Source organism: Janthinobacterium sp. TND4EL3 (genome assembly GCF_900156175.1).
GTDB lineage: Bacteria > Pseudomonadota > Gammaproteobacteria > Burkholderiales > Burkholderiaceae_D > Janthinobacterium.
In genome coordinates, this window is record NZ_FTMV01000001.1 from 771,351 (window position 1) to 789,472 (window position 18,122).

At 63.9% G+C, this 18,122-nt stretch carries 13 protein-coding genes and 1 tRNA gene; 8 read left to right on the forward strand and 6 right to left on the reverse strand.

All coding sequences use genetic code 11. From position 1 onward, the window contains the following. Nucleotides 1–9: 9 nt before the first annotated feature. The 4 genes from BXA07_RS03465 to BXA07_RS03480 all read right to left on the reverse strand — a co-directional run bounded on the left by BXA07_RS03465 (nucleotide 10) and on the right by BXA07_RS03480 (nucleotide 5,849). Complete coding sequence (locus BXA07_RS03465) at nucleotides 10–435, reverse strand: hypothetical protein (RefSeq protein WP_076565709.1); 426 nt, start codon at nucleotides 433–435, stop codon at nucleotides 10–12. Between the two features lie 106 nt (nucleotides 436–541). Further along, nucleotides 542–2,929 carry a S9 family peptidase gene (locus BXA07_RS03470; protein WP_212592261.1) on the reverse strand — a complete coding sequence of 796 codons (2,388 nt, stop codon included), beginning with the start codon at nucleotides 2,927–2,929 and terminating at the stop codon, nucleotides 542–544. A gap of 91 nt (nucleotides 2,930–3,020) precedes the next feature. Then, nucleotides 3,021–5,288 (reverse strand): putative bifunctional diguanylate cyclase/phosphodiesterase, encoded by a 2,268-nt coding sequence (locus BXA07_RS31570; protein ID WP_076565545.1) that lies wholly within the window; start codon nucleotides 5,286–5,288, stop codon nucleotides 3,021–3,023. A gap of 255 nt (nucleotides 5,289–5,543) precedes the next feature. Next, nucleotides 5,544–5,849: a PsiF family protein gene (locus BXA07_RS03480; protein WP_076565546.1), complete on the reverse strand. Its 306-nt coding sequence runs from the start codon at nucleotides 5,847–5,849 to the stop codon at nucleotides 5,544–5,546. Between the two features lie 266 nt (nucleotides 5,850–6,115). Between BXA07_RS03480 and BXA07_RS03485 the strand changes: the two genes are divergently transcribed. Continuing rightward, the gene (locus BXA07_RS03485) at nucleotides 6,116–6,655 is read left to right on the forward strand and encodes a DUF2058 domain-containing protein (protein WP_076565548.1); all 540 of its coding nucleotides are present in this window, start codon (nucleotides 6,116–6,118) and stop codon (nucleotides 6,653–6,655) included. 30 nt (nucleotides 6,656–6,685) lie between these two features. On the opposite strand, the gene BXA07_RS03490 is transcribed toward BXA07_RS03485, so the two are convergent. After that, nucleotides 6,686–7,156: a hypothetical protein gene (locus tag BXA07_RS03490; protein ID WP_076565549.1), complete on the reverse strand. Its 471-nt coding sequence runs from the start codon at nucleotides 7,154–7,156 to the stop codon at nucleotides 6,686–6,688. A gap of 290 nt (nucleotides 7,157–7,446) precedes the next feature. On the opposite strand from BXA07_RS03490, the gene BXA07_RS03495 reads away from it, so the two are divergent. Further along, a complete protein-coding gene (locus BXA07_RS03495) occupies nucleotides 7,447–10,146 on the forward strand; it encodes a protein kinase domain-containing protein (protein ID WP_076565551.1) in 2,700 nt (899 codons plus the stop codon). Nucleotides 10,147–10,227: 81 nt separating this feature from the next. Here BXA07_RS03495 and BXA07_RS03500 read toward each other — a convergent pair. Further along, a tRNA-Phe gene (locus BXA07_RS03500) sits at nucleotides 10,228–10,303 on the reverse strand. Between the two features lie 275 nt (nucleotides 10,304–10,578). On the opposite strand from BXA07_RS03500, the gene BXA07_RS03505 reads away from it, so the two are divergent. The 6 genes from BXA07_RS03505 (at nucleotide 10,579) to BXA07_RS03530 (ending at nucleotide 18,069) form a co-directional block, all read left to right on the forward strand. Then, nucleotides 10,579–11,811, forward strand: coding sequence for an FAD-dependent monooxygenase (locus BXA07_RS03505; protein WP_076565552.1), 1,233 nt, complete (start codon nucleotides 10,579–10,581; stop codon nucleotides 11,809–11,811). 160 nt (nucleotides 11,812–11,971) lie between these two features. Then, nucleotides 11,972–12,688 (forward strand): DsbC family protein, encoded by a 717-nt coding sequence (locus BXA07_RS03510; RefSeq protein WP_244556157.1) that lies wholly within the window; start codon nucleotides 11,972–11,974, stop codon nucleotides 12,686–12,688. Nucleotides 12,689–12,817: 129 nt separating this feature from the next. After that, nucleotides 12,818–13,276, forward strand: a complete 459-nt coding sequence (locus BXA07_RS03515) for a (2Fe-2S)-binding protein (RefSeq protein WP_076565555.1) — start codon at nucleotides 12,818–12,820, stop codon at nucleotides 13,274–13,276. Nucleotides 13,277–13,286: 10 nt separating this feature from the next. Next, on the forward strand, nucleotides 13,287–15,551 hold the full coding sequence (locus BXA07_RS03520) for a xanthine dehydrogenase family protein molybdopterin-binding subunit (protein ID WP_076565557.1): 2,265 nt from the start codon (nucleotides 13,287–13,289) through the stop codon (nucleotides 15,549–15,551). Between the two features lie 13 nt (nucleotides 15,552–15,564). Continuing rightward, the gene (locus BXA07_RS03525) at nucleotides 15,565–16,143 is read left to right on the forward strand and encodes a nucleotidyltransferase family protein (RefSeq protein ID WP_076565712.1); all 579 of its coding nucleotides are present in this window, start codon (nucleotides 15,565–15,567) and stop codon (nucleotides 16,141–16,143) included. Between the two features lie 48 nt (nucleotides 16,144–16,191). Continuing rightward, nucleotides 16,192–18,069 carry a M61 family metallopeptidase gene (locus tag BXA07_RS03530; RefSeq protein WP_280175042.1) on the forward strand — a complete coding sequence of 626 codons (1,878 nt, stop codon included), beginning with the start codon at nucleotides 16,192–16,194 and terminating at the stop codon, nucleotides 18,067–18,069. Nucleotides 18,070–18,122 lie beyond the last annotated feature (53 nt).

Consider the following 18,122-nt stretch of genomic DNA (forward strand, 5'->3'; position numbering starts at 1 on the left):
CGGCTTTTTTTACATCGCCGAGTTGCCGCCCAGGCCGCTCTTTAGCAGCACGCAACGTCCCGCTTCGCAGGTGGCGCCCGGGTCCGTGATGATGGAACAGGTCGACATCATGCCATCGGCCTGCTGCTGCTTGCGGCTCGCTTCCGCATGCGCCTGGGCCAGGGCCTTGAGTTTCTTGCCGTCATTTTGCTTGCTGGACCAGGCCAGGTAGCGCTCAGGTCCGCCGCAAGCCTTGGCGCCGATGGCGATGGTTTGGCATTGCTGGGTGGAATCGCAGGCAGCGCTGCCTACTTCCGCCTGGATCTGTGCCAGCAAGCCGGCATTGCCCGGTGCGGGCGGCGCATCTTGTACGGGGGCGCTGCCGCAGGCGCTGGTGGCCAGCAGCAGGATGGCGGCGCACGCGGCGCGCAGGGCGGAGTAGGTAGAGGTAGGCATGCCTTCATCATGTGCCATGCTTGCGTAAATGGCAAGCGCGATTCGCGTGCTGGCCAATGGCCGGGCGGCCCATAAAAAATGCCCGCATGAAAGCGGGCATCGCCATTTATTTCAGCGTGCGCTGGAATAACTGATAAATCCGGCGGTACTCGTCATACCACGCTTCCGGCTGCACGAAGCCGTGGCGCTCCATCGGGTAGCTGGCCATTTCCCAGTTGTCCTTTTTGAGCTCGATCAAGCGCTGCGACAGGCGCACGGAATCCTGGTAAAACACGTTATCGTCGATCATGCCATGGGCGATCAGGAGGTTGCCCGTCAGCTTGTCGGCGTATTCGATGGGCGACGAAATTTTATACGCTTGCGGATCGACGTCCGGCGTGTTCAGGATATTGGCCGTGTACTCGTGGTTGTACGTGGTCCAGTCCGTCACGGGACGCAGGGCGGCACCGGACTTGAAGATTGCCGGCGCGCGCATCAGGGCCATCAGGCTCATGAAGCCGCCATAGCTGCCGCCATAGATGCCCACATTCTTGATGTCACCCTGGTGCTGCTGCGCCAGCCAGTTGGCGCCGTCGATGAAGTCTTCCAGTTCAGGGTGGCCCATCTGGCGGTAGATGGCCGTGCGCCAGGCGCTGCCGTAGCCGAGCGAAGCGCGGTAATCGACGTCGAGCACGATGTAGCCTTGCTCCACCAGCAGGTTGTGGAACATCTGTTCGCGGAAATACACGGGGTAGCGCTCGGTCACGTTCTGCAGGTAGCCGGCGCCGTGCGCGAACATGACGATGGGATACCGTTTGCCCGCTTCCAGCTGCGCGGGGCGGTACAGCTTGGCCCAGATGGGCGCCGCGCCATGCGTGGACGGCACTTGCACCAGTTCCGGCATGACCCAGTTGCGCGCCTTGAAGGCCTCGCTGCGCGTATCGGTCAGGATGGTCGCCTGGCCGCCCGTCACGGGAATGGTGGCCAGCTGGGCCGGCATATAGCTGGTCGAATAGCGCAGCAGCAGCTTGCCGTTATCGGGCGACAGGCCGAAGTTTTCCACGCCTTTCAGATTCGTCACTTCGCGCGCGCCGCCATCCTTGGCCGTGCTGGCGCACACTTCATACGTGCCTGGCGCCTGGCGGTTGCACATAAAATAGGCATTCTTGCCGTCGCGGCTCCATTCGACGGCGCTCACTTCCCATTGGCCGCTGGTCAGCGCGCGCGCGGGTGCCGCGCCCGTTTTCGCGTACAGGTGGGCGTAGCCGCTTTCTTCGGACAGATACCACAAGGTGCCGTTGTCGGGCAGCCAGCCGAATTCCTCGGCGCGGCGGTTGACCCAGGCCGTGTCGCTGCTGCGGTGCGCCGGCACGAGGGCGCCATTGGCCAGGTCGACGGTGGCGAGCCAGCCGTCCTTGTTGTCGATGGTGCGCACGCGCACGGCCGCTTTGGAACCGTCGCCGGTCCAGGCGATGCCGTCGCGCCGGGCGTCGATGCGCACGGGGCGGTTGCCTTTCAGCGGCGGCAGTTTCTGTTCGGCGCGCAGGCTGGCCAGCGGGTCGGTGGCGATGCCGGGCAGGCTGTCGAAAGCGATCTCGCGCACTTGCCCCGTGCGCAGGTCGGCCAGTTTCAGGCTTTGCGCGATTGGCATGTTGCGGCCCACGCGCGTGCGCTCGTCGTCCGCTTCCGGGTAACCCGTTTCCGTGACGTAGCGGGCCAGTTTGCCCAGCTTGCCCTTTTCGGCGGCCTTGTCCTGCGTGACGAACAGCAGCCAGCGGCCGTCCGGCGACAGGGCGCTACCGGAAATGGTGACCTTGTCGCCCAGGTAGATCGGTTCCGGCGCGCGCGTGGCGTCCAGGCGGCGCTCTTCGTGGCGGCGTTCGCGGCTCGCGTCGCGGTCGTCCTTCTGGCGCGCCAGGTTGACGATCAGGCGCAGCTGCAGCTCGCGCAGGGCGTCCGCTTCCGGCCTGGCGTCCGGGTCCTTGGCCGCGCGCAGCAGGGCGACGGGGGCGCTCAGGCGCTCGGCGCGGCTCCAGCTGAACCAGTCGCTGCCGCTGCGGTATTGCACGGCGCCGCCGTCGGCGGAATACTGCGGGTCGCTGATGGCCGAGACGCCCCGCGTGATCTGGATCAAGGCGCCGTTTTTCAGGTCGCGCTCGAACAAGTCGCCGTTGCGCAGCAGGATGGCGCGCGTGCCGGCCCGGTTGACGACCATCTGCTGGCCATCGAGGTTCGCCAATTGCGCATCGTCAACTTTCTTGCCGCTGTTTAACTTGGCATTCGCGCCGGATACTTGAAAAGTGTCGCGCAGCGGCGAGCCGAGGCGCTTCTGCTTGTAGTAGAGCTGGCCATTCCAGCCCCACCAGGCCGCTTCGACGGGCGTGCCGATCCAGTCGGGATCGGCCATGGCCTGGTCCAGCGTGATGGGCGTGGGGGCAGCGGTGGATGGGGCCGCATGGGCGGCGGGCGGCAGAGATAGCAGCAGGAGCGGCAACAGGGGAAGAACCAGACGCATCGGAGATCGCTTTAAAAAAGGGGATGGTGAAGGTACAGGCTATGCGGCCGGTATTCTAACGGAGGAGTTTCACGCAGGAAATATCGGAAAGCTATGTCCGGGGCCGGGCCAGCCAGGCGAGAAAGTCATCGAGGGGCATCGGCTGCGCATACAGGTAGCCCTGCAAGCCGTCGCAATCGTGGGCGACGAGGAAGTCGGCCTGCTCCTGCGTTTCCACGCCTTCGGCCACGACGCGCAAGCCCAGGTGGCGTGCCATGGCCAGGATCGCCTGCACGATGGCCGTGTCGTGCGCGTCGTGCGGCGTGTCGTCGATGAAGCGCTTGTCGATCTTCAGTTCGTACAGCGGCATCGAGGTCAGGTAGGCGAGGCTGGAATAGCCGGTGCCGAAATCGTCGATGGAAAAACGGATGCCCAGGGCGGCCAGGTCGCGCATGCGCGCCAGCGAGGCGTCGCGCTGGTCGATCAGCAAGCCTTCCGTCAGCTCCAGGATCAGGGCGCCGGCCGGCGTGCCGTGTTCGGCCAGCGCCGCCTGCACGCGGGCGGCGAAATCGGCTTGGCGGAACTGGGCCGGACTGACGTTCACGGACAGGGCGACGGGCTGGCCGGCCTGCGCCAGCACCGCGGCGGCGCGGCACGCTTCGCGCAGGGCCCAGTTGCCCAGCCTGACGATCAGCCCCGATTCCTCGGCGATGGGGATGAAGACGTCCGGCGCGATATGGCTGCCGTCCGCCTGCGGCCAGCGCATCAGCAATTCGGCGCCCGTCACCCGGCCGTGACGGTCGACCTGCGGCTGCACGTGCATGCACAATTGGCCCAGGTCGAGGGCGCGCGCCAGCGCCCGTTCCAGGGTCAGGCGGCGCTCCACGCCCGCCTGCATGGCCGCTTCAAAGAAGGCGATGCCGTTGCGCCCTTCCGCCTTGGCGCGGTACATGGCGATGTCCGCTTCGCGCAGCAGGTCGTGCGCCTGCAGCTGCGCTTTCGGCAGCAGGGTCACGCCGATGCTGGCCGAGCAGTGGTAGGACTGGCCGGCGATGTCGAAGTCGCGCGCGATGGCGGCGCGGATTTTCTCGGCGACCTGGGCCGCCGGGCGGGCGGCGCTGTCCAGGTCATCGGCCAGGTGCGCCAGCAGCACGACGAATTCATCGCCGCCGATGCGCGCCACGGTGTCGGCCTTGCGCATCAGCTGCGCCAGGCGTTCGCCGGCCATGCGCAGCAGCGCGTCGCCGGTGGCGTGGCCGCGCGCGTCGTTGATGTGCTTGAAGTGGTCGAGGTCGATGAACAGCAGCGCGCTGATGGTCGGGTCGCGCGGCGCGGCGGCCAGCAGGTGCTCGAGACGGTCCATCAGCAGGCGCCGGTTGGGCAAGCCCGTCAGTACATCGTAGAAGGCCAGGCGGTGGATGTCCGCTTCCGATTTCTTGCGCTCGTCGATTTCCCGCTCCACGGCCACCCAGTGCGTCTGCCTGCCGTCCGCATCCGTAAACGGCACCAGTTCCGCTTCCACCCAATAGGCCTTGCCGGCCTTGTTGTAGTTCAGCAACTCCGCCCTGGCCGGCTGGGCGCGGGTCATGGCGGCGGCGATGCGCGCCAGTTCGTCCGCATCGGTGGCGGGACCCTGCTGGAACAGCAGGCTGCGGCCCAGCACCTCGGCGCGCGCATAGCCGCTGCTGCGCTCGAATGCGTCGTTGACGAAAATGATGCGCGTGGCCGATACCATCCCGGCGCCGGCGCCGGGGGCGTCGGCCACTTCGGCGATCATCACCATGTCGTTCAGGCGCGCCAGCGCCGTGGCTGTCAGGCGCAATTCGGCGTTGAGCTGCGACAGGGCCTGGCTGCTGTCTTCCAGGTGGCGCAGCAGGAAGGCGCAGGACAGGGTCAGCACGGCGGCGATGAACAGGAAGTTCAGGGCCACGATCAGCGCGCGCAGCACGGGGGAGTCGGGTGTGCCAGGCAGGTGCAGGGCGATGTCGGGATGCAGGCCGAGAAAAAAGATGGTCAGCGAAGTCAGAGCCAGCGTCGACAGGGCTGGCCGCATGCCCAGCAGCAATGCCGCCAGCACGGGCATGAGCATCATGTAGATCTGGCTGACGGGGCCGATTTTCAGCAGCAGGCCCACGCCCACCAGGTAGGCGACGATGAGGAATTGCCACACGCGCCAGCGGTAGGGCATGGCGCGACTATGCCAGATGACGCCGATCCAGCCGATGGCCAGCAAGTCGAGGGCGACGATGGACCAGATCGCTTCACTCGCGGCCAGCAGCGCGCTGGGAATGGCCGTGGCCAGTCCAAGCAACAGCACCACCTGCAACAGGCGGGTAAAGACCAGGCCGCGCCAGTGCGCGAGATCGCTCGATATCGCCACGCTGCCATCCTTCCCCTGGGGTAAGCTGCTGCCGCGCCGTGCATTACTGTTGAGTAAATATTACGCGCTATCAATCCCCTTGTCATGTTGATCATTAATCATGATTGTCACGCTTTAGCGTTGCTGCCGCATTCATCGATCCTTTGGCGGGGCAAGGACACCCTGCCCAGGGCGCCGGGCCGTTTGGCGGGAGCAAAAAAAAGCCAGCCTTCCGGCTGGCGCAGTGCAGCGCACGCTGGCGCTTCGAAGCGGCGCTTATTTCTTTGGTGCGCTCAGGCATTCTTTCATGAAAGCCTTGCGGGCGTCGCCCTTCATGTCCTTGGCATTGGCGTTACATGCCTTCATCTTGTTTTGCTGCGTCATGGCCGGCGCCGGCTTGGCGCTCAGGCATTCCTTCATGAAGGCCTTGCGTTCATCGCCTTTCTTGCCGGCGGCATCGGCATTGCAGGTGGTCATTTTCGATTGTTGCGCCGTCTTGGCGGCGGGCGCCGCTTCCGGTGCGGCGGCAAAGGCGGTGCTGGCAAACGCGGCGGCGATGCAGAGGGCGATTAATTGTTTCATGGCAAATCCTTGTAGACGCAGTCAGTGGAAGGGGACGTGCAACCGGCAGGCAACTGCCGATATGCAAAACGTAACTAACTATATGACATTTATCAACAAAATTTCCACTCGAGTGTGTCTTTTTGTTACTGCCAGGCGCCAGGCGCGCGCGCGTTGGCCAAGGCAGCCATGTTGCGGCGGCAGCGGCCCCGTTTTTTGCTATGCTAGCGTCTTTCCACCGGCCGATGCCGCTGCCTTGGCCGGCGCACCCTCAATACGGAGTAGTTATGGTCTCGTTGCAAGAGCAGTTTTTAAAGGCCGGCCTGGTCGACAAGAAGAAGGTCAAACTGGCCAACCAGGACAAGAGCAAGCAAAAGAAGGACGAGCGCAAGAACGGCACGCAAAGCGTTGACGAAGTGCGCCTGGCCGCGCTCGAGACCCAGCGCAAGAACGCGGAGCGCGCGCGCGAACTGAACGCCCAGCGCGACGCGGCCGCCAACCAGAAAGCCATCGTGGCGCAGATCGCGCAAATGGTGCAAAAGAACCGCCAGAGCAAGGGCAACAATGGCGACGTGCCGTACAATTTTACTTTTAATAACAAGATCGAGCGCATCTACGTGACGGCCGCCGTGCAGGCCCACCTGGTGGCGGGCCGCCTGGTGATCATCTGCCTCGGTGGCGCCGTGGAACTGGTGCCGCGCATCATCGCCGACAAGATCGCCGAACGCGACCCCGCCATCGTCGTGCGCGTGAAACAGGCCAGCACGGAAGTGGACGAGGATGATCCGTACGCGGCGTTCCAGATTCCCGATGATCTGATGTGGTAGTGGCGGCGCCCCCTTTTTGGGGGGGCGCGGCTATTTCAGGTCTTGGTCGACCCGGATAGCCCCCTTGAGCGAATTCAGGTGGTCACGTAGTGCATTGGTGGAAGACATTTGCTTTTTAATCGTCCACCATGCCCACAGGGTAATAAAGCCCACGCCAAACGGTAGTGTCACCAACGAGAAAACCAATATGACCGGCCCCCAGAACTTGAACGCTCGTGGAATGATTGGTGGATTCAATGCATAGACAACGCCATTGGCGCGTTCCAGCGCCAGCAAGGCGCCACTCTGCGTTTCCTGCGTCATGATGGTCATGTGCAGCTTGACCTTCTCACCCGACTGCAGCACCTCCTGCAGGACATCGTCCATTTCCTCCGTGACGATGAAACGCCTTCTCACCCGGGTGCCATCGACCATCATCAGCTTGTTGTACTGGTAGTAGCAGCCTTTGCTCCATTTGTCCCCCAGGGACTCGATGACACCCTCGTAGATCTTGATACTCATGCGCTTCCTCCTTGCGATAACGTGCTTCCAGCATGCCAGCGCTGCCGCCCGCCGCGCCACAGTTTTGACATAACCGAATCATGACAGTCATGTATGTTATTGATTTAAAAGAGGATTTGTATGTGCGCAAGCAGGTGGGGGTATGCGTGCGGCATGCCAGAGGTGGCGTCGGCGGGCTTGCCATGAATATTTTCCGCTAGGAAACTTGTTTAATTTGTTATCATTTCGTTTAACTTGTGGTGCGGCACGACGCCACGCATGTTGGTGCATCGATAACAACAAGGAAAGCAATGGGCAATTTGTATCGCTACCGTTTTGGGCCGGTCGAGTTTGACGAGGCCAGCGGCGAGCTGTCGGTGAATGGCTTGCGGGTGGAAATTCATCCCCAGGGGCGCGCCTTGTTGTCGGCCTTGTTGGCGCGACGCCATGAGATTGTCTCGCGCAGCGAGCTCGAGGCCATCGTCTGGAAGGGCGGTTCGGCCAGCAAGGAAGCCCTGGCGACGGCCGTCAACCGCTTGCGCAATGCTCTCGGGGAGTCGCATGCGAGTCTCATCGAAACCGTGCCGCGCCAGGGTTACCGCATTACGGGCGACGGCGACCGGGTAGTCGTCGGCAAGACCTTTGAAAGCCAGATCGCCCTGGCGCCCGGACAAGCCGTGCCGGGGCGTGAGCATTTTCGCCTGGAACGCATTCTCGGCCAGTCCACTTCGGGCGAAGTCTGGCTGGCCCGCGAAGCGGCCAGTGGCGAGCGCCGCGTGTTCAAGTTTGCCACCGATGCGCAGTATCTGGCCTCGCTGAAGCGGGAAACGACGATTTCGCGCTTCCTGCGTGATGAACTGGGTCCGCGGCCCGACATCGCCATGGTGCTGGACTGGAATTTCGAGCAGCCGCCGTTTTTCATGGAAAGCGAGTTTGGCGGCGACAATCTGCTGGAGTGGAGCCGGCAGGATGGACGCCTGGCGCAGCTCGATGACGCGGCGCGTCTGTCGCTGTTCCTGCAAATTGCCGATGCCGTGGCCGCCGCGCATGGCGTGAGCGTGCTGCACAAGGACTTGAAGCCGCAAAATATCCTGATCGCGCCAGTGGCGGCAGGCTGGCAAGCGCGGCTGACCGACTTTGGCAGCGCGCGCCTGCTCGAACCGGGCCGGCTGGAGCAGCTTGCCATCACGCAACTTGGCATGACGGGCACGCACGGCGTCGGCAGCGACGTGTCGCAGGGCACGCCCATGTATATTGCACCGGAATTGTTCGCCGGCGGCGCAACGACGCAGCGCAGCGACGTATTTGCGCTGGGCGTCATTCTGTACCAGCTGCTGGTGGGTGACATGCAGCGGCCATTGATGCCGGGCTGGCAGCGCGACATTGCCGACAGCCTGCTGGCCGACGATATCGCCCAGGCCACCGATGGCGATCCCTTGCGCCGACTGGCCAGCGTGGCTTTGCTGGCCGAGCGGCTGCGCAGCCTGGACGCGCGCCGGGCGCAGGCGCAGGCCGAGCACGCGGCGCAGGAAGCGGCGCAACTGGAGCGTGCGCGCGTGCGCCGTTTCAAGGCACAGCGGCCATGGATGCTGGTATCGCTGGCCGTGCTCGCTGTTGGTCTGGCGGCCAGCCTGGTGTTCTATCAGCAGGCGCGGCGCGATCAGCAAGCCCTGCTGCGGCAAGTGGCGGTGGGGCAGGCGATGAACCGCTTCCTCAGCGAAGACTTGATTGCCCAGGCCAATCCCTCCATCAGCGGCCGTGCCGGCGTGACCATGCTGGAGGCGGCCAGGAAGGCCGCGCTGGCCATCGATGGCCGCTTCAAGGACAGCGCGCCGGAAGTGCAGGTGGCGCTGCACGAGGCGATGCAAAAGACCTTTTCGGGCTTGACCGAGCATCAGGCCGCCATAGCCGAAGGCCGTCTTGCCCTGCGTGCAGGCCAGGCGCTGCCTGCCGATAGCGAGCAACTGGCGCAGATCCGCGTCAACCTGGCCAGCGACATGATGGAAGTGACGCAGACCCGTGAGGCGCAGGCGGAGCTTGATATTGTCGAGCGCTGGCTGGCCAGCCGCCAGGGCCGGCATCCGGTCATCGAGGCCGGTTATTGGCTGGCTCGTGCCGGGCTGGCCACGAACGCATTCGACGAAAAGCTCGGTGTCGAGCAAACGCGCCGCGCCTTGCAGATACTGGCCACCATGCCGCAGCCGCCGCATGCCATCGAGGAGCACGCGATGACGGTGTATGCCGATGCCAGTCGCATGGCGAAAGACTACGGGGAAGCGGAAAAATATTTCCGTAAATTGATTGCCCTGCAGGAAACGCGCTATGGGGCGCAAGGGGCGCGCACCTGTTTTACGCGCCTTGGCCTGGCGTCGACGTACAGCTATCTGAACCGGGTGGACGAAGCCATTGCCATGTTGAACGCCAGCGCGCACTGCCTGAAGGCGGCGCTGGGCATGGAGAATACGCGCACGGCGCTGGCGTACGACATTTTGGGCGCCGCGTATTACAAGGCGCAGCGCTACCAGGAGTCAGTCGATGCCTATATGACGGCCAGCCCCGTTTATGGCCGGCTCAAGGGACCGCAGTCGTTCCATTCCATCGGTGCGCGTTCTTCCGCCGCGCTCGCGTATGTCGGCATGGGCCGCTATGGAGAGGCGGAGCAGTTGTTCATCGATACCTTGCGCGACGTGCGCGTTGACAATGCGGAAGACAGCGCGTCGGTGCAATGGAATCGCTACCAGCTTGCCCACTGCCGCCTGCAGCAGCGCCGTACCGATGGCGTGGCGGCCTTGCTGCAAGGCTTGCAGGCAGACACGCTGGGACATGCGCAAGTGCTGTTGGACTGGGACGGCCGGCTGGCTTACCAGCGCGGCCGCCTGGCGCTCTACTCGGGGCAGCGGGTGCAGGCGCTGGCGCTGCTGGAAACGGCGGCCACCATTATTGCCGCCAAGAATCCCGATGGCCCCATTTCGGAAGCGGCGATCCGCGCGCTGATGGCGAGCGCAAAATAGCAATGTGGCGGCAGGCCAAAGCTTGCCGCCAACGCAAAAACGCCACCCGAAGGTGGCGTTTTTGAAAGTACTGCGAATTCTTGGTGGCCCGGGGCGGAATCGAACCACCGACACAAGGATTTTCAATCCTCTGCTCTACCGACTGAGCTACCAGGCCAAGGTGGCGAATTATAGCAGACCAAAACGGGAATGCAAGAGCCGGCAGCATCTTTTCCCGTATTTCCTGCATCAGCATCGTTTTATTTGCCTGTGAGTCAAAAATTATTTGATATAAATACTATTTATTTCAATAACGCATGGGCGCATAGTCTGGACATCGTTACTGACTCGAGAGGACTGCTGCATGAGCGCGATGGCGGTGCTTGATCTTGGGCATGCGTACTGTACTTCCGGACTATCTGAAAAGCATGGGGCAAACGCTATAATGACCGCATGAATAGTCCCACTTCCCCCACCATGCGGCGCTTCATGCATAGCCACAGCGACGTTTGCATCGTCGGCAACGGCGCCATCGCGAAAACCACGGCGCTGGCGCTTGCCCAGGCAGGGCAAAGCGTCACCCTGTTATCCCCGGCGAGTCCTCCGGCACCTGCCGCCAGGCCGGTCGAAGCGAGCTGGGATGTGCGCGTGTATGCGCTCAATCACACGGCGCACCAGCTGCTGTCGTCGCTGAAGGTATGGGGCGCGCTGGAGGGCGACAGGGTGGCGCCCGTTGACGCCATGCTTGTCAACGGCGACGGCGCGCAGGCGGGCGGACTTGGTTTTGACGCCTACGGCGCCCATGTGGGTACTTTGGCGTGGATCATCGAAGACCGCAACCTGGGCCAGGCGCTGGACGCGGCCCTGAAGTTCGCGCAGAACGTCAGCGTGGTGCAGGGCCGCGCCAGCCGCATGGAATGGACGAATGACTCGGCCATCGTGCACCTCGACGGCGGCGACACCATTACCTGCGCGCTGGTGGTCGGCGCGGACGGCGCCCAATCGTGGGTGCGGGGCCAATGCGACATCGGCCTCGATTACCGCTCGTACGGCCAGCGCGGCGTGGTCAGCAACTTCGCCTGCGAAAAGCCGCACCATGGCGCCGCCCACCAGTGGTTTACGGGCAGCGAAGGCATCGTCGCGCTGCTGCCGCTGCCGGGCGAGCGTGTTTCGCTGGTCTGGTCGGCGCCCGATGCGCTGGCCGATACCTTGATGAGCGAATCGGCCGACGCCCTGGCCGCGCGCCTGGCAGCGTATTGCCACGATAAACTGGGCAAGCTCACGCCGCTGCAGCCGGAGCTGGTGCGCGCGTTCCCGCTGACCCTGATGCGTCCGCACGCCATGGTGGCGCCGCGCGTGGCTTTGGTCGGCGACGCCGCACACGTGGTGCACCCGATGGCGGGCCACGGCATGAACCTGGGCTTTGCCGACGTGGCGCAGCTGGTCAAGACGATCGGCGAACGCGAAGCGCACCGCGGCATCGGCGACGAGCGCGTGCTGGCCCGCTATGCGCGCGCGCGCAAGGAAGACGTGCTGCTGATGCAGCTGGCCACCGATGGCCTGGCGCGGCTGTTCGGCGCCGATCTGGAACCGTTGCGCGTGGTTCGCAATTTGGGATTAAACTTGCTGGACAAATTACCTGCCCTGAAGCGGAAAATGATTGCGCACGCATTGGGACATCAGTAAATCTTAAGATAGCGCCGGATAATGGCAGGTGTGGAAATTCAAGGTCGCCGCAGCTGGTCTGCGGCGATCGTTTTGTCAAAGAGATAACGACGTCGGGCCAGGTGCCAGTTCGCCAGGCGTTTCAAGTGGAGAAGTGATAGTGATAACAATGAACAGAAGCATGAGCAAAATCGCCTTGCTGATGGCCTCGGGCCTGATGATGTCGTGCGCCGGTGCGGAAACGCCGACGGAAGCGAGCATCAAAAAGCTGATCGAGCCGCGCCTGGGCGAAGGCGCCAAGGTGGACTCGGTCAAGGAAACGCCGTATGGCGGCCTGTATGAAGTGCGCACGGGCGGCGACATCCTGTACACGGACAAGAATGCGCAATATCTGTTCGTCGGCCACGTCTTCGACGCCAAGACCTCGCAAGACCTGACCAAGGTGCGCCTGGACGAAGTCAACCGCATCAAGTTCTCCGACCTGCCGCTCGATTCGGCCATGAAAACCGTCAAGGGCAACGGCAAGCGCGTGATCGCCGTGTTCGAAGATCCGAACTGCGGCTATTGCAAGCGCTTCCGCCAGAATGCGCTGAAGGAAATCGACAACGTCACCGTTTACACCTTCATGTACAACATCCTGTCGCCCGATTCCATCGTCAAGTCGCGCAATGTCTGGTGCGCCCCAGACCGCAACAAGGCCTGGGATGACTGGATGCTGAACGGTAAAGTGCCCGCCACGGTCGCTGCCAATTGCGCCAACCCGCACGAAAAAATCCTCGCGCTGGGACAGCAGTTGCGCGTTTCGGGCACGCCCGCCATCTTCTTTGCCGACGGCAGCCGCATTCCGGGCGCCATCGATACGAAGACCCTGGAACAGAAACTCTCGACCATCAAATAATCCGGGCTGTCGCCAGGAAGGCTGGACGGCGCGCCCTCGCAAGGCGCGCTTTTTTTTGCTTTTTTTTCCGCTGTCGTATGATCAGGTGTTGTTTGTAGACTCAATAACAATTCAAAGGGGGAGCAGCAGATGATTACATTGAATATCAACGGGCACGACACGCAGGTCGACGCCGATCCATCCACGCCCATCCTGTGGGCGCTGCGCGACAACCTGAACATGACCGGCACCAAGTTCGGTTGCGGCGCGGCCCTGTGCGGCGCCTGCACGGTGCACCTCGACGGCCAGCCCATCCGCTCGTGCATCACGCCGATTTCCTCGGTCGGAGCGCAAAAGATCAGCACCATCGAAGCGATGGAAAACGACCAGGTGGGCAAGGCCGTGCAGGCGGCATGGGTGCGCCATGATGTGCCGCAATGCGGCTACTGTCAAAGCGGCCAGGTGATGAGCGCCACGGCGCTGCTGCGCACGAACAAGGCGCCCAGCGATGCCGACATCGACGGCGCCATGAGTGGCAATATCTGCCGCTGCGGCACCTATCAACGTATCCGCGCGGCCATCAAGGACGCGGCCAAGACCCTGGCCTGAGGAGAACGACATGCGTATCGAATGGTTGAATCAGCAAGCATTGCAGCATGGCGGCGTGACCCTGGGCGCGGCGCTGGCATCGTCGGCGGAGCCGGATGCGGGCGGCGTGTCGCGGCGCGGCTTCATGAAGGCCGGCGCGGCGGCGGGCGGCGGCCTGATGCTGGGCTTTTTCCTGCCCGGCGCGGGCAAGCTGGCGCAGGCGGCCGATGCCGCTCCCGCCAAGCCCGTGTATGCGCCGAACGCCTTTTTGCACATCGCCCCCGATAACACGGTGACGGTGCAGGTGAACCGGCTGGAATTCGGCCAGGGCGTGCAAACGAGCTTGCCCATGCTGATCGCCGAGGAACTCGACGCCGACTGGAGCCTGGTGCACGGCGCGCTGGCGCCAGCCGGCGAGCAGTACAAGGATGCGGCCTATGGCATGCAGATGACGGGCGGCTCGGGCAGCATCGCCCATTCGTTTACGCAGTACCGTGAAATCGGCGCCAAGGCGCGCGCCATGCTGGTGGCCGCCGCCGCCGCGCAGTGGAAAGTCAATCCCGACCAGGTGCGCGCCGCGAAAGGCGTGCTGTATGGTCCCGGCGGGCAAAAGGCGACGTATGGCGAGTTTGCCGACGCCGCCATGCGCCAACCGGTGCCCGCCACCGTCAAGCTGAAAGACCCGCGCGATTTTTCCATCATCGGCAAGCCCGTGAAACGCCTGGACGCGGCCGCCAAGTCCACGGGAAAACAGCAGTTCGGCATCGACTTCAAGCCGCCCGGCGCGAAAGTGGCGATGGTGGCGCGCCCGCCCGTGTTTGGCGCCAAGGTGGCGAAATTCGACGCCAGCAAGGCGAAAGCCATCAAGGGCGTGCTGGAAGTACTGGAAGTCAAAACCGACCGTGGCGGCAGCGGCGTGGCCGTCATCGCCGACGGCTACTGGCCGGCCAAGCAGGGGCGCGACGCTTTGGTGATCGAATGGGACAGCAGCGCCGTCGAAAAGGTCAGCAGCGACAAGCAGCTGGCGGCTTTCAAGGCGCTGGCGAAAACGCCGGGCACGGTGGCGCGCGCATTCGACGTCGCCGCACTGGCCAAGGCGCCGAAGAAAATCGAAGCCGTCTACGAGTTCCCCTACCTGGCGCACGCGCCGATGGAGCCGCTCAACTGCGTGGTCGACCTGCAAGCCGACAAATGCACGATGTGGGTGGGTTCGCAGTTCCAGACGGGCGACCAGGCGGCGATTGCCGCTACTTCCGGCCTGAAAGCGGAGCAGGTGACCCTGCACACGATGATGGCCGGCGGCGGCTTCGGCCGGCGCGCCGTGCCCTCGTCCGACTACGTGGTCGAAGCAGTCAATGTCGCCAAGGCATACCGCGCGGCGGGCAAGAGCGGTCCGTTAAAGCTCATGTGGAGCCGCGAGGATGACATCAAGGGCGGCTATTACCGGCCGTCGCACGTGCACCGCGCGCAGATCGGCCTCGACGCCAAGGGCAAGATACTCGCCTGGGACCACACCATCGTGGGCCAGTCCATCATGGCCGGCACGCCCTTTGAGGCCTTCATGGTGAAAAATGGCGTCGACGGCACCATGGTCGAAGGCATGGGCGAGCCGTACACCCTGCCGATGAAGCTGTCCGTGCACACGGCCAAGGCGAACGTGCCCGTGCTGTGGTGGCGCTCCGTCGGCTCGACGCATACGGCCTTCGTCATGGAAACCCTGATCGACGAAGCGGCGCACGTGGCGAAGATGGACCCCGTCGCCTACCGCAAGCAGCTGATCGACGCCAAGCACACGCGCCACATCGCCGCGCTGGACCTGGCCGTGGCCAAGTCGGGCTACGGCAGGAAGAAGCTGCCGAAAGGGCAGGCCTGGGGCGTGGCCATGCATGAATCGTTCAATTCCGTGGTCGCCTACGTGGTGACGGCCTCGGTGGTGGACGGCGCGCCCAAGCTGCACCAGGTATGGGCGGGCGTGCATTGCAACCTGGCCGTCAATCCATTGACGATCGAGGCGCAAGTGCAGGGTGCCGCGCTGATGGCGCTGGGCATGACCATCCCTGGCGCGGCCATCACGCTCAAGGATGGCGTGGTGGAGCAGCAGAACTTCGGCGACTACACGGTGCCGCGCATGCCCGACATGCCGGTGATCGAGGTGCACCTGGTGCCGTCGGGCGACGCGCCGACGGGCATGGGTGAACCGGGCGTGCCGCCGCTGGCGCCCGCTTTCGCCAACGCGCTGTTCGCCCTGACGGGCAAGCGTCTGCGCAAGCTGCCGTTTGATTTGGCGGCGGCATGACGGCAGCGGCTTTTTGAGTACGGTCGGCATCTTGCTGGCAGCCGGAAGAGGGCGCAGGTTCGACCCTTCCGGCGTACAGAATAAATTATTGCAGCCGCTGGCCGAAGGCCCGCATGCGGGCTTGGCGGTGGTAACGGCGGCAGCAAAAGCCATGCTGGCGGCCTTGCCGCGCGTGCTGGCCGTGGTGCGCGCCGACGACACGCAGGTGGCGCGCGTGCTCGGCGCGCTGGGCTGCGAGGTGCGCGTCTGCCATGACGCCGACACGGGCATGGCCGCCTCGCTCACCTGCGCCATCGATTATGTGCGTGGCGCGCCGGGCTGGCTGATCGCCCTGGGCGACATGCCTTTCGTGGAAGCGGCTACAATCGCCGCCTTGTCGCAAGCCGTCGGCGATGGCGCGCACATCGCCGTGCCCGTGTTCCAGGGACGGCGCGGCAATCCTGTCGCGTTCAGCGCCTTTCACTTGCCGCTGCTGCTGGCGCTCGCTGGCGACCAGGGCGCGCGCAGCATCGTCAACAGCCATGCCGTGTGCGAAGTGACAGTGGACGACGGCGGCATCTTGCGCGATATTGATACACCTGACGATTTGTAAGGCGGGGCAGTGGCGCTCCCGGGAAGACATGCCCAACACGAGGAAAACATGAAGAAAGCACCGATTAAAAAAATCACCGCAAAAGCCGCCGGCAAGGCCACAAGCAAAGCCGCAGCACCGAAGACAGCTCCCGCCGCCGGCATCATCTACAGCATCGCCGCCGCTGATCTGGCCGGCCACATGTTCAAGGTGACCTTGACGGTCAAGTCGCCGGCCGCCATCGGCCAGGTATTGGCCTTGCCGGCCTGGATACCGGGCAGTTACATGATCCGTGAATTTTCGCGCAACATCGTCAGCATCCGCGCCGAGTCCGAGGGCAAGGCCGTGGCGCTGGCCAAGCTGGACAAGCATTCATGGCAAGCCGCCCCATGCAAGGGGCCGTTGACGGTCGAATACGACGTCTACGCCTGGGACCTGTCGGTGCGCGCCGCCCACCTGGACCAGAATCACGGCTTCTTCAACGGCACCAGCGTATTCCTGCGCGTGCTGGGCCAGGAATCCGACGCCCATGAAGTGCATATCGTGCAGCCCAAGGATGCGGCCTGCAAGACCTGGCGCGTGGCCACCACCCTGCCGGAATTGAAAGCGAAACGTTATGGCTTCGGCAGCTACCAGGCGGCCAACTACGATGAGCTGATCGACCACCCCGTGGAAATGGGCGACTTCGCGCTGGCTACCTTCAAGGCGCATGGCGTGCCGCACGATATCGTCGTCACGGGCAAGGTGCCGAACCTGGACCTGGATCGTCTGTGCCGCGACCTGAAAGCCATCTGCGAAACGCAGATCGCCTTCTTCGAGCCGAAGACAAAAAAAGCGCCGATGCACCGCTATGTGTTCATGACCATGGCCGTCGGCGACGGTTACGGCGGCCTCGAACACCGTGCCTCGACGGCGCTGATCTGCGCGCGCGCCGACCTGCCGACGACGGCGTCGACCAGTACGGAAATCGGCGACGGCTACCTGAAATTCCTGGGCCTGTGCAGCCACGAGTACTTCCACACTTGGAACGTCAAGCGCATCAAGCCTGCCGCTTTTGCGCCGTACAACCTGCAGGCGGAAAGCTATTCGCCGCTGCTGTGGCTCTTCGAAGGCTTCACCAGCTACTACGACGACCTGATGCTCGTGCGCGCGGGCCTGATCGACGAAGCGGCCTATTTCAAGCTGCTCGGGAAAACCGTCAACAGCGTCCTGCGCGGCAGCGGCCGCACCAAGCAGAGCGTGGCCGATTCCAGTTTCGACGCCTGGGGCAAGTACTACCGCCAGGATGAAAATGCGCCGAACGCCATCGTCAGCTACTACACCAAGGGTTCGCTGATCGCGCTGGCTTTCGACCTGACGATCCGCAGCAAGACGCATGGCGAGCAATCGCTGGACGACGTGATGCAGGCGCTGTGGCAGCGCTATGGCCGCGATTTCTACAAGGGCAAGGCGCGCGGCGTGACGCCGGCCGAAGTCGAAGCCCTGTTCGATGAGGTCTCCGGCACCCGCATGAAACCGTTCTTCGAGCGCTACATCCGCGGCACGGACGACGTACCGCTGGCGCGCTTGCTGGCACCGTTCGGCGTGAAGTACAGCGACGCGCGCAAGGCGGAAAAAGCCAGCCTGGACGTCAATCTGGGCCGCGACGGCAACGACGCCAAACTGGCGCAGGTGCACCAGGGCGGCGGCGCCCACGTGGCCGGCCTGTCGGCGGGCGACGTGCTGGTGGCCATTGATGGCTTGCGCGTGACGGGCAACCCGGCCAATCTGGATACCTTGCTGGGCCGCTACGCCGTCGGCGCCAGGGTAGCCATCCACGCCTTCCGCCGCGACGAGTTGATGACGTTTACGGCCGTGCTGCAGGGCGACCGCGTGCCGGGCGTCAGCTTGACCCTGCTGCCGGCACCAAAGAAAGCCACGGGACCGAAGCGTCCTAGCGCGGCATGATGCTGTTTGTCATGCAGTAAGACAGAAAGCCGGCCTTGATGGCCGGTTTTTCA

Bases quoted from the DNA above. Each gene is read 5' to 3' on its own strand.
- BXA07_RS03465 (WP_076565709.1), bottom strand. From the start codon at position 435: ATGCCTACCTCTACCTACTCCGCCCTGCGCGCCGCGTGCGCCGCCATC.
- BXA07_RS03470 (WP_212592261.1), bottom strand. From the start codon at position 2,929: ATGCGTCTGGTTCTTCCCCTGTTGCCGCTCCTGCTGCTATCTCTGCCG.
- BXA07_RS03480 (WP_076565546.1), bottom strand. From the start codon at position 5,849: ATGAAACAATTAATCGCCCTCTGCATCGCCGCCGCGTTTGCCAGCACC.
- BXA07_RS03485 (WP_076565548.1), top strand. From the start codon at position 6,116: ATGGTCTCGTTGCAAGAGCAGTTTTTAAAGGCCGGCCTGGTCGACAAG.
- BXA07_RS03490 (WP_076565549.1), bottom strand. From the start codon at position 7,156: ATGAGTATCAAGATCTACGAGGGTGTCATCGAGTCCCTGGGGGACAAA.
- BXA07_RS03495 (WP_076565551.1), top strand. From the start codon at position 7,447: ATGGGCAATTTGTATCGCTACCGTTTTGGGCCGGTCGAGTTTGACGAG.
- BXA07_RS03505 (WP_076565552.1), top strand. From the start codon at position 10,579: ATGAATAGTCCCACTTCCCCCACCATGCGGCGCTTCATGCATAGCCAC.
- BXA07_RS03510 (WP_244556157.1), top strand. From the start codon at position 11,972: ATGAGCAAAATCGCCTTGCTGATGGCCTCGGGCCTGATGATGTCGTGC.
- BXA07_RS03515 (WP_076565555.1), top strand. From the start codon at position 12,818: ATGATTACATTGAATATCAACGGGCACGACACGCAGGTCGACGCCGAT.
- BXA07_RS03520 (WP_076565557.1), top strand. From the start codon at position 13,287: ATGCGTATCGAATGGTTGAATCAGCAAGCATTGCAGCATGGCGGCGTG.
- BXA07_RS03530 (WP_280175042.1), top strand. From the start codon at position 16,192: ATGAAGAAAGCACCGATTAAAAAAATCACCGCAAAAGCCGCCGGCAAG.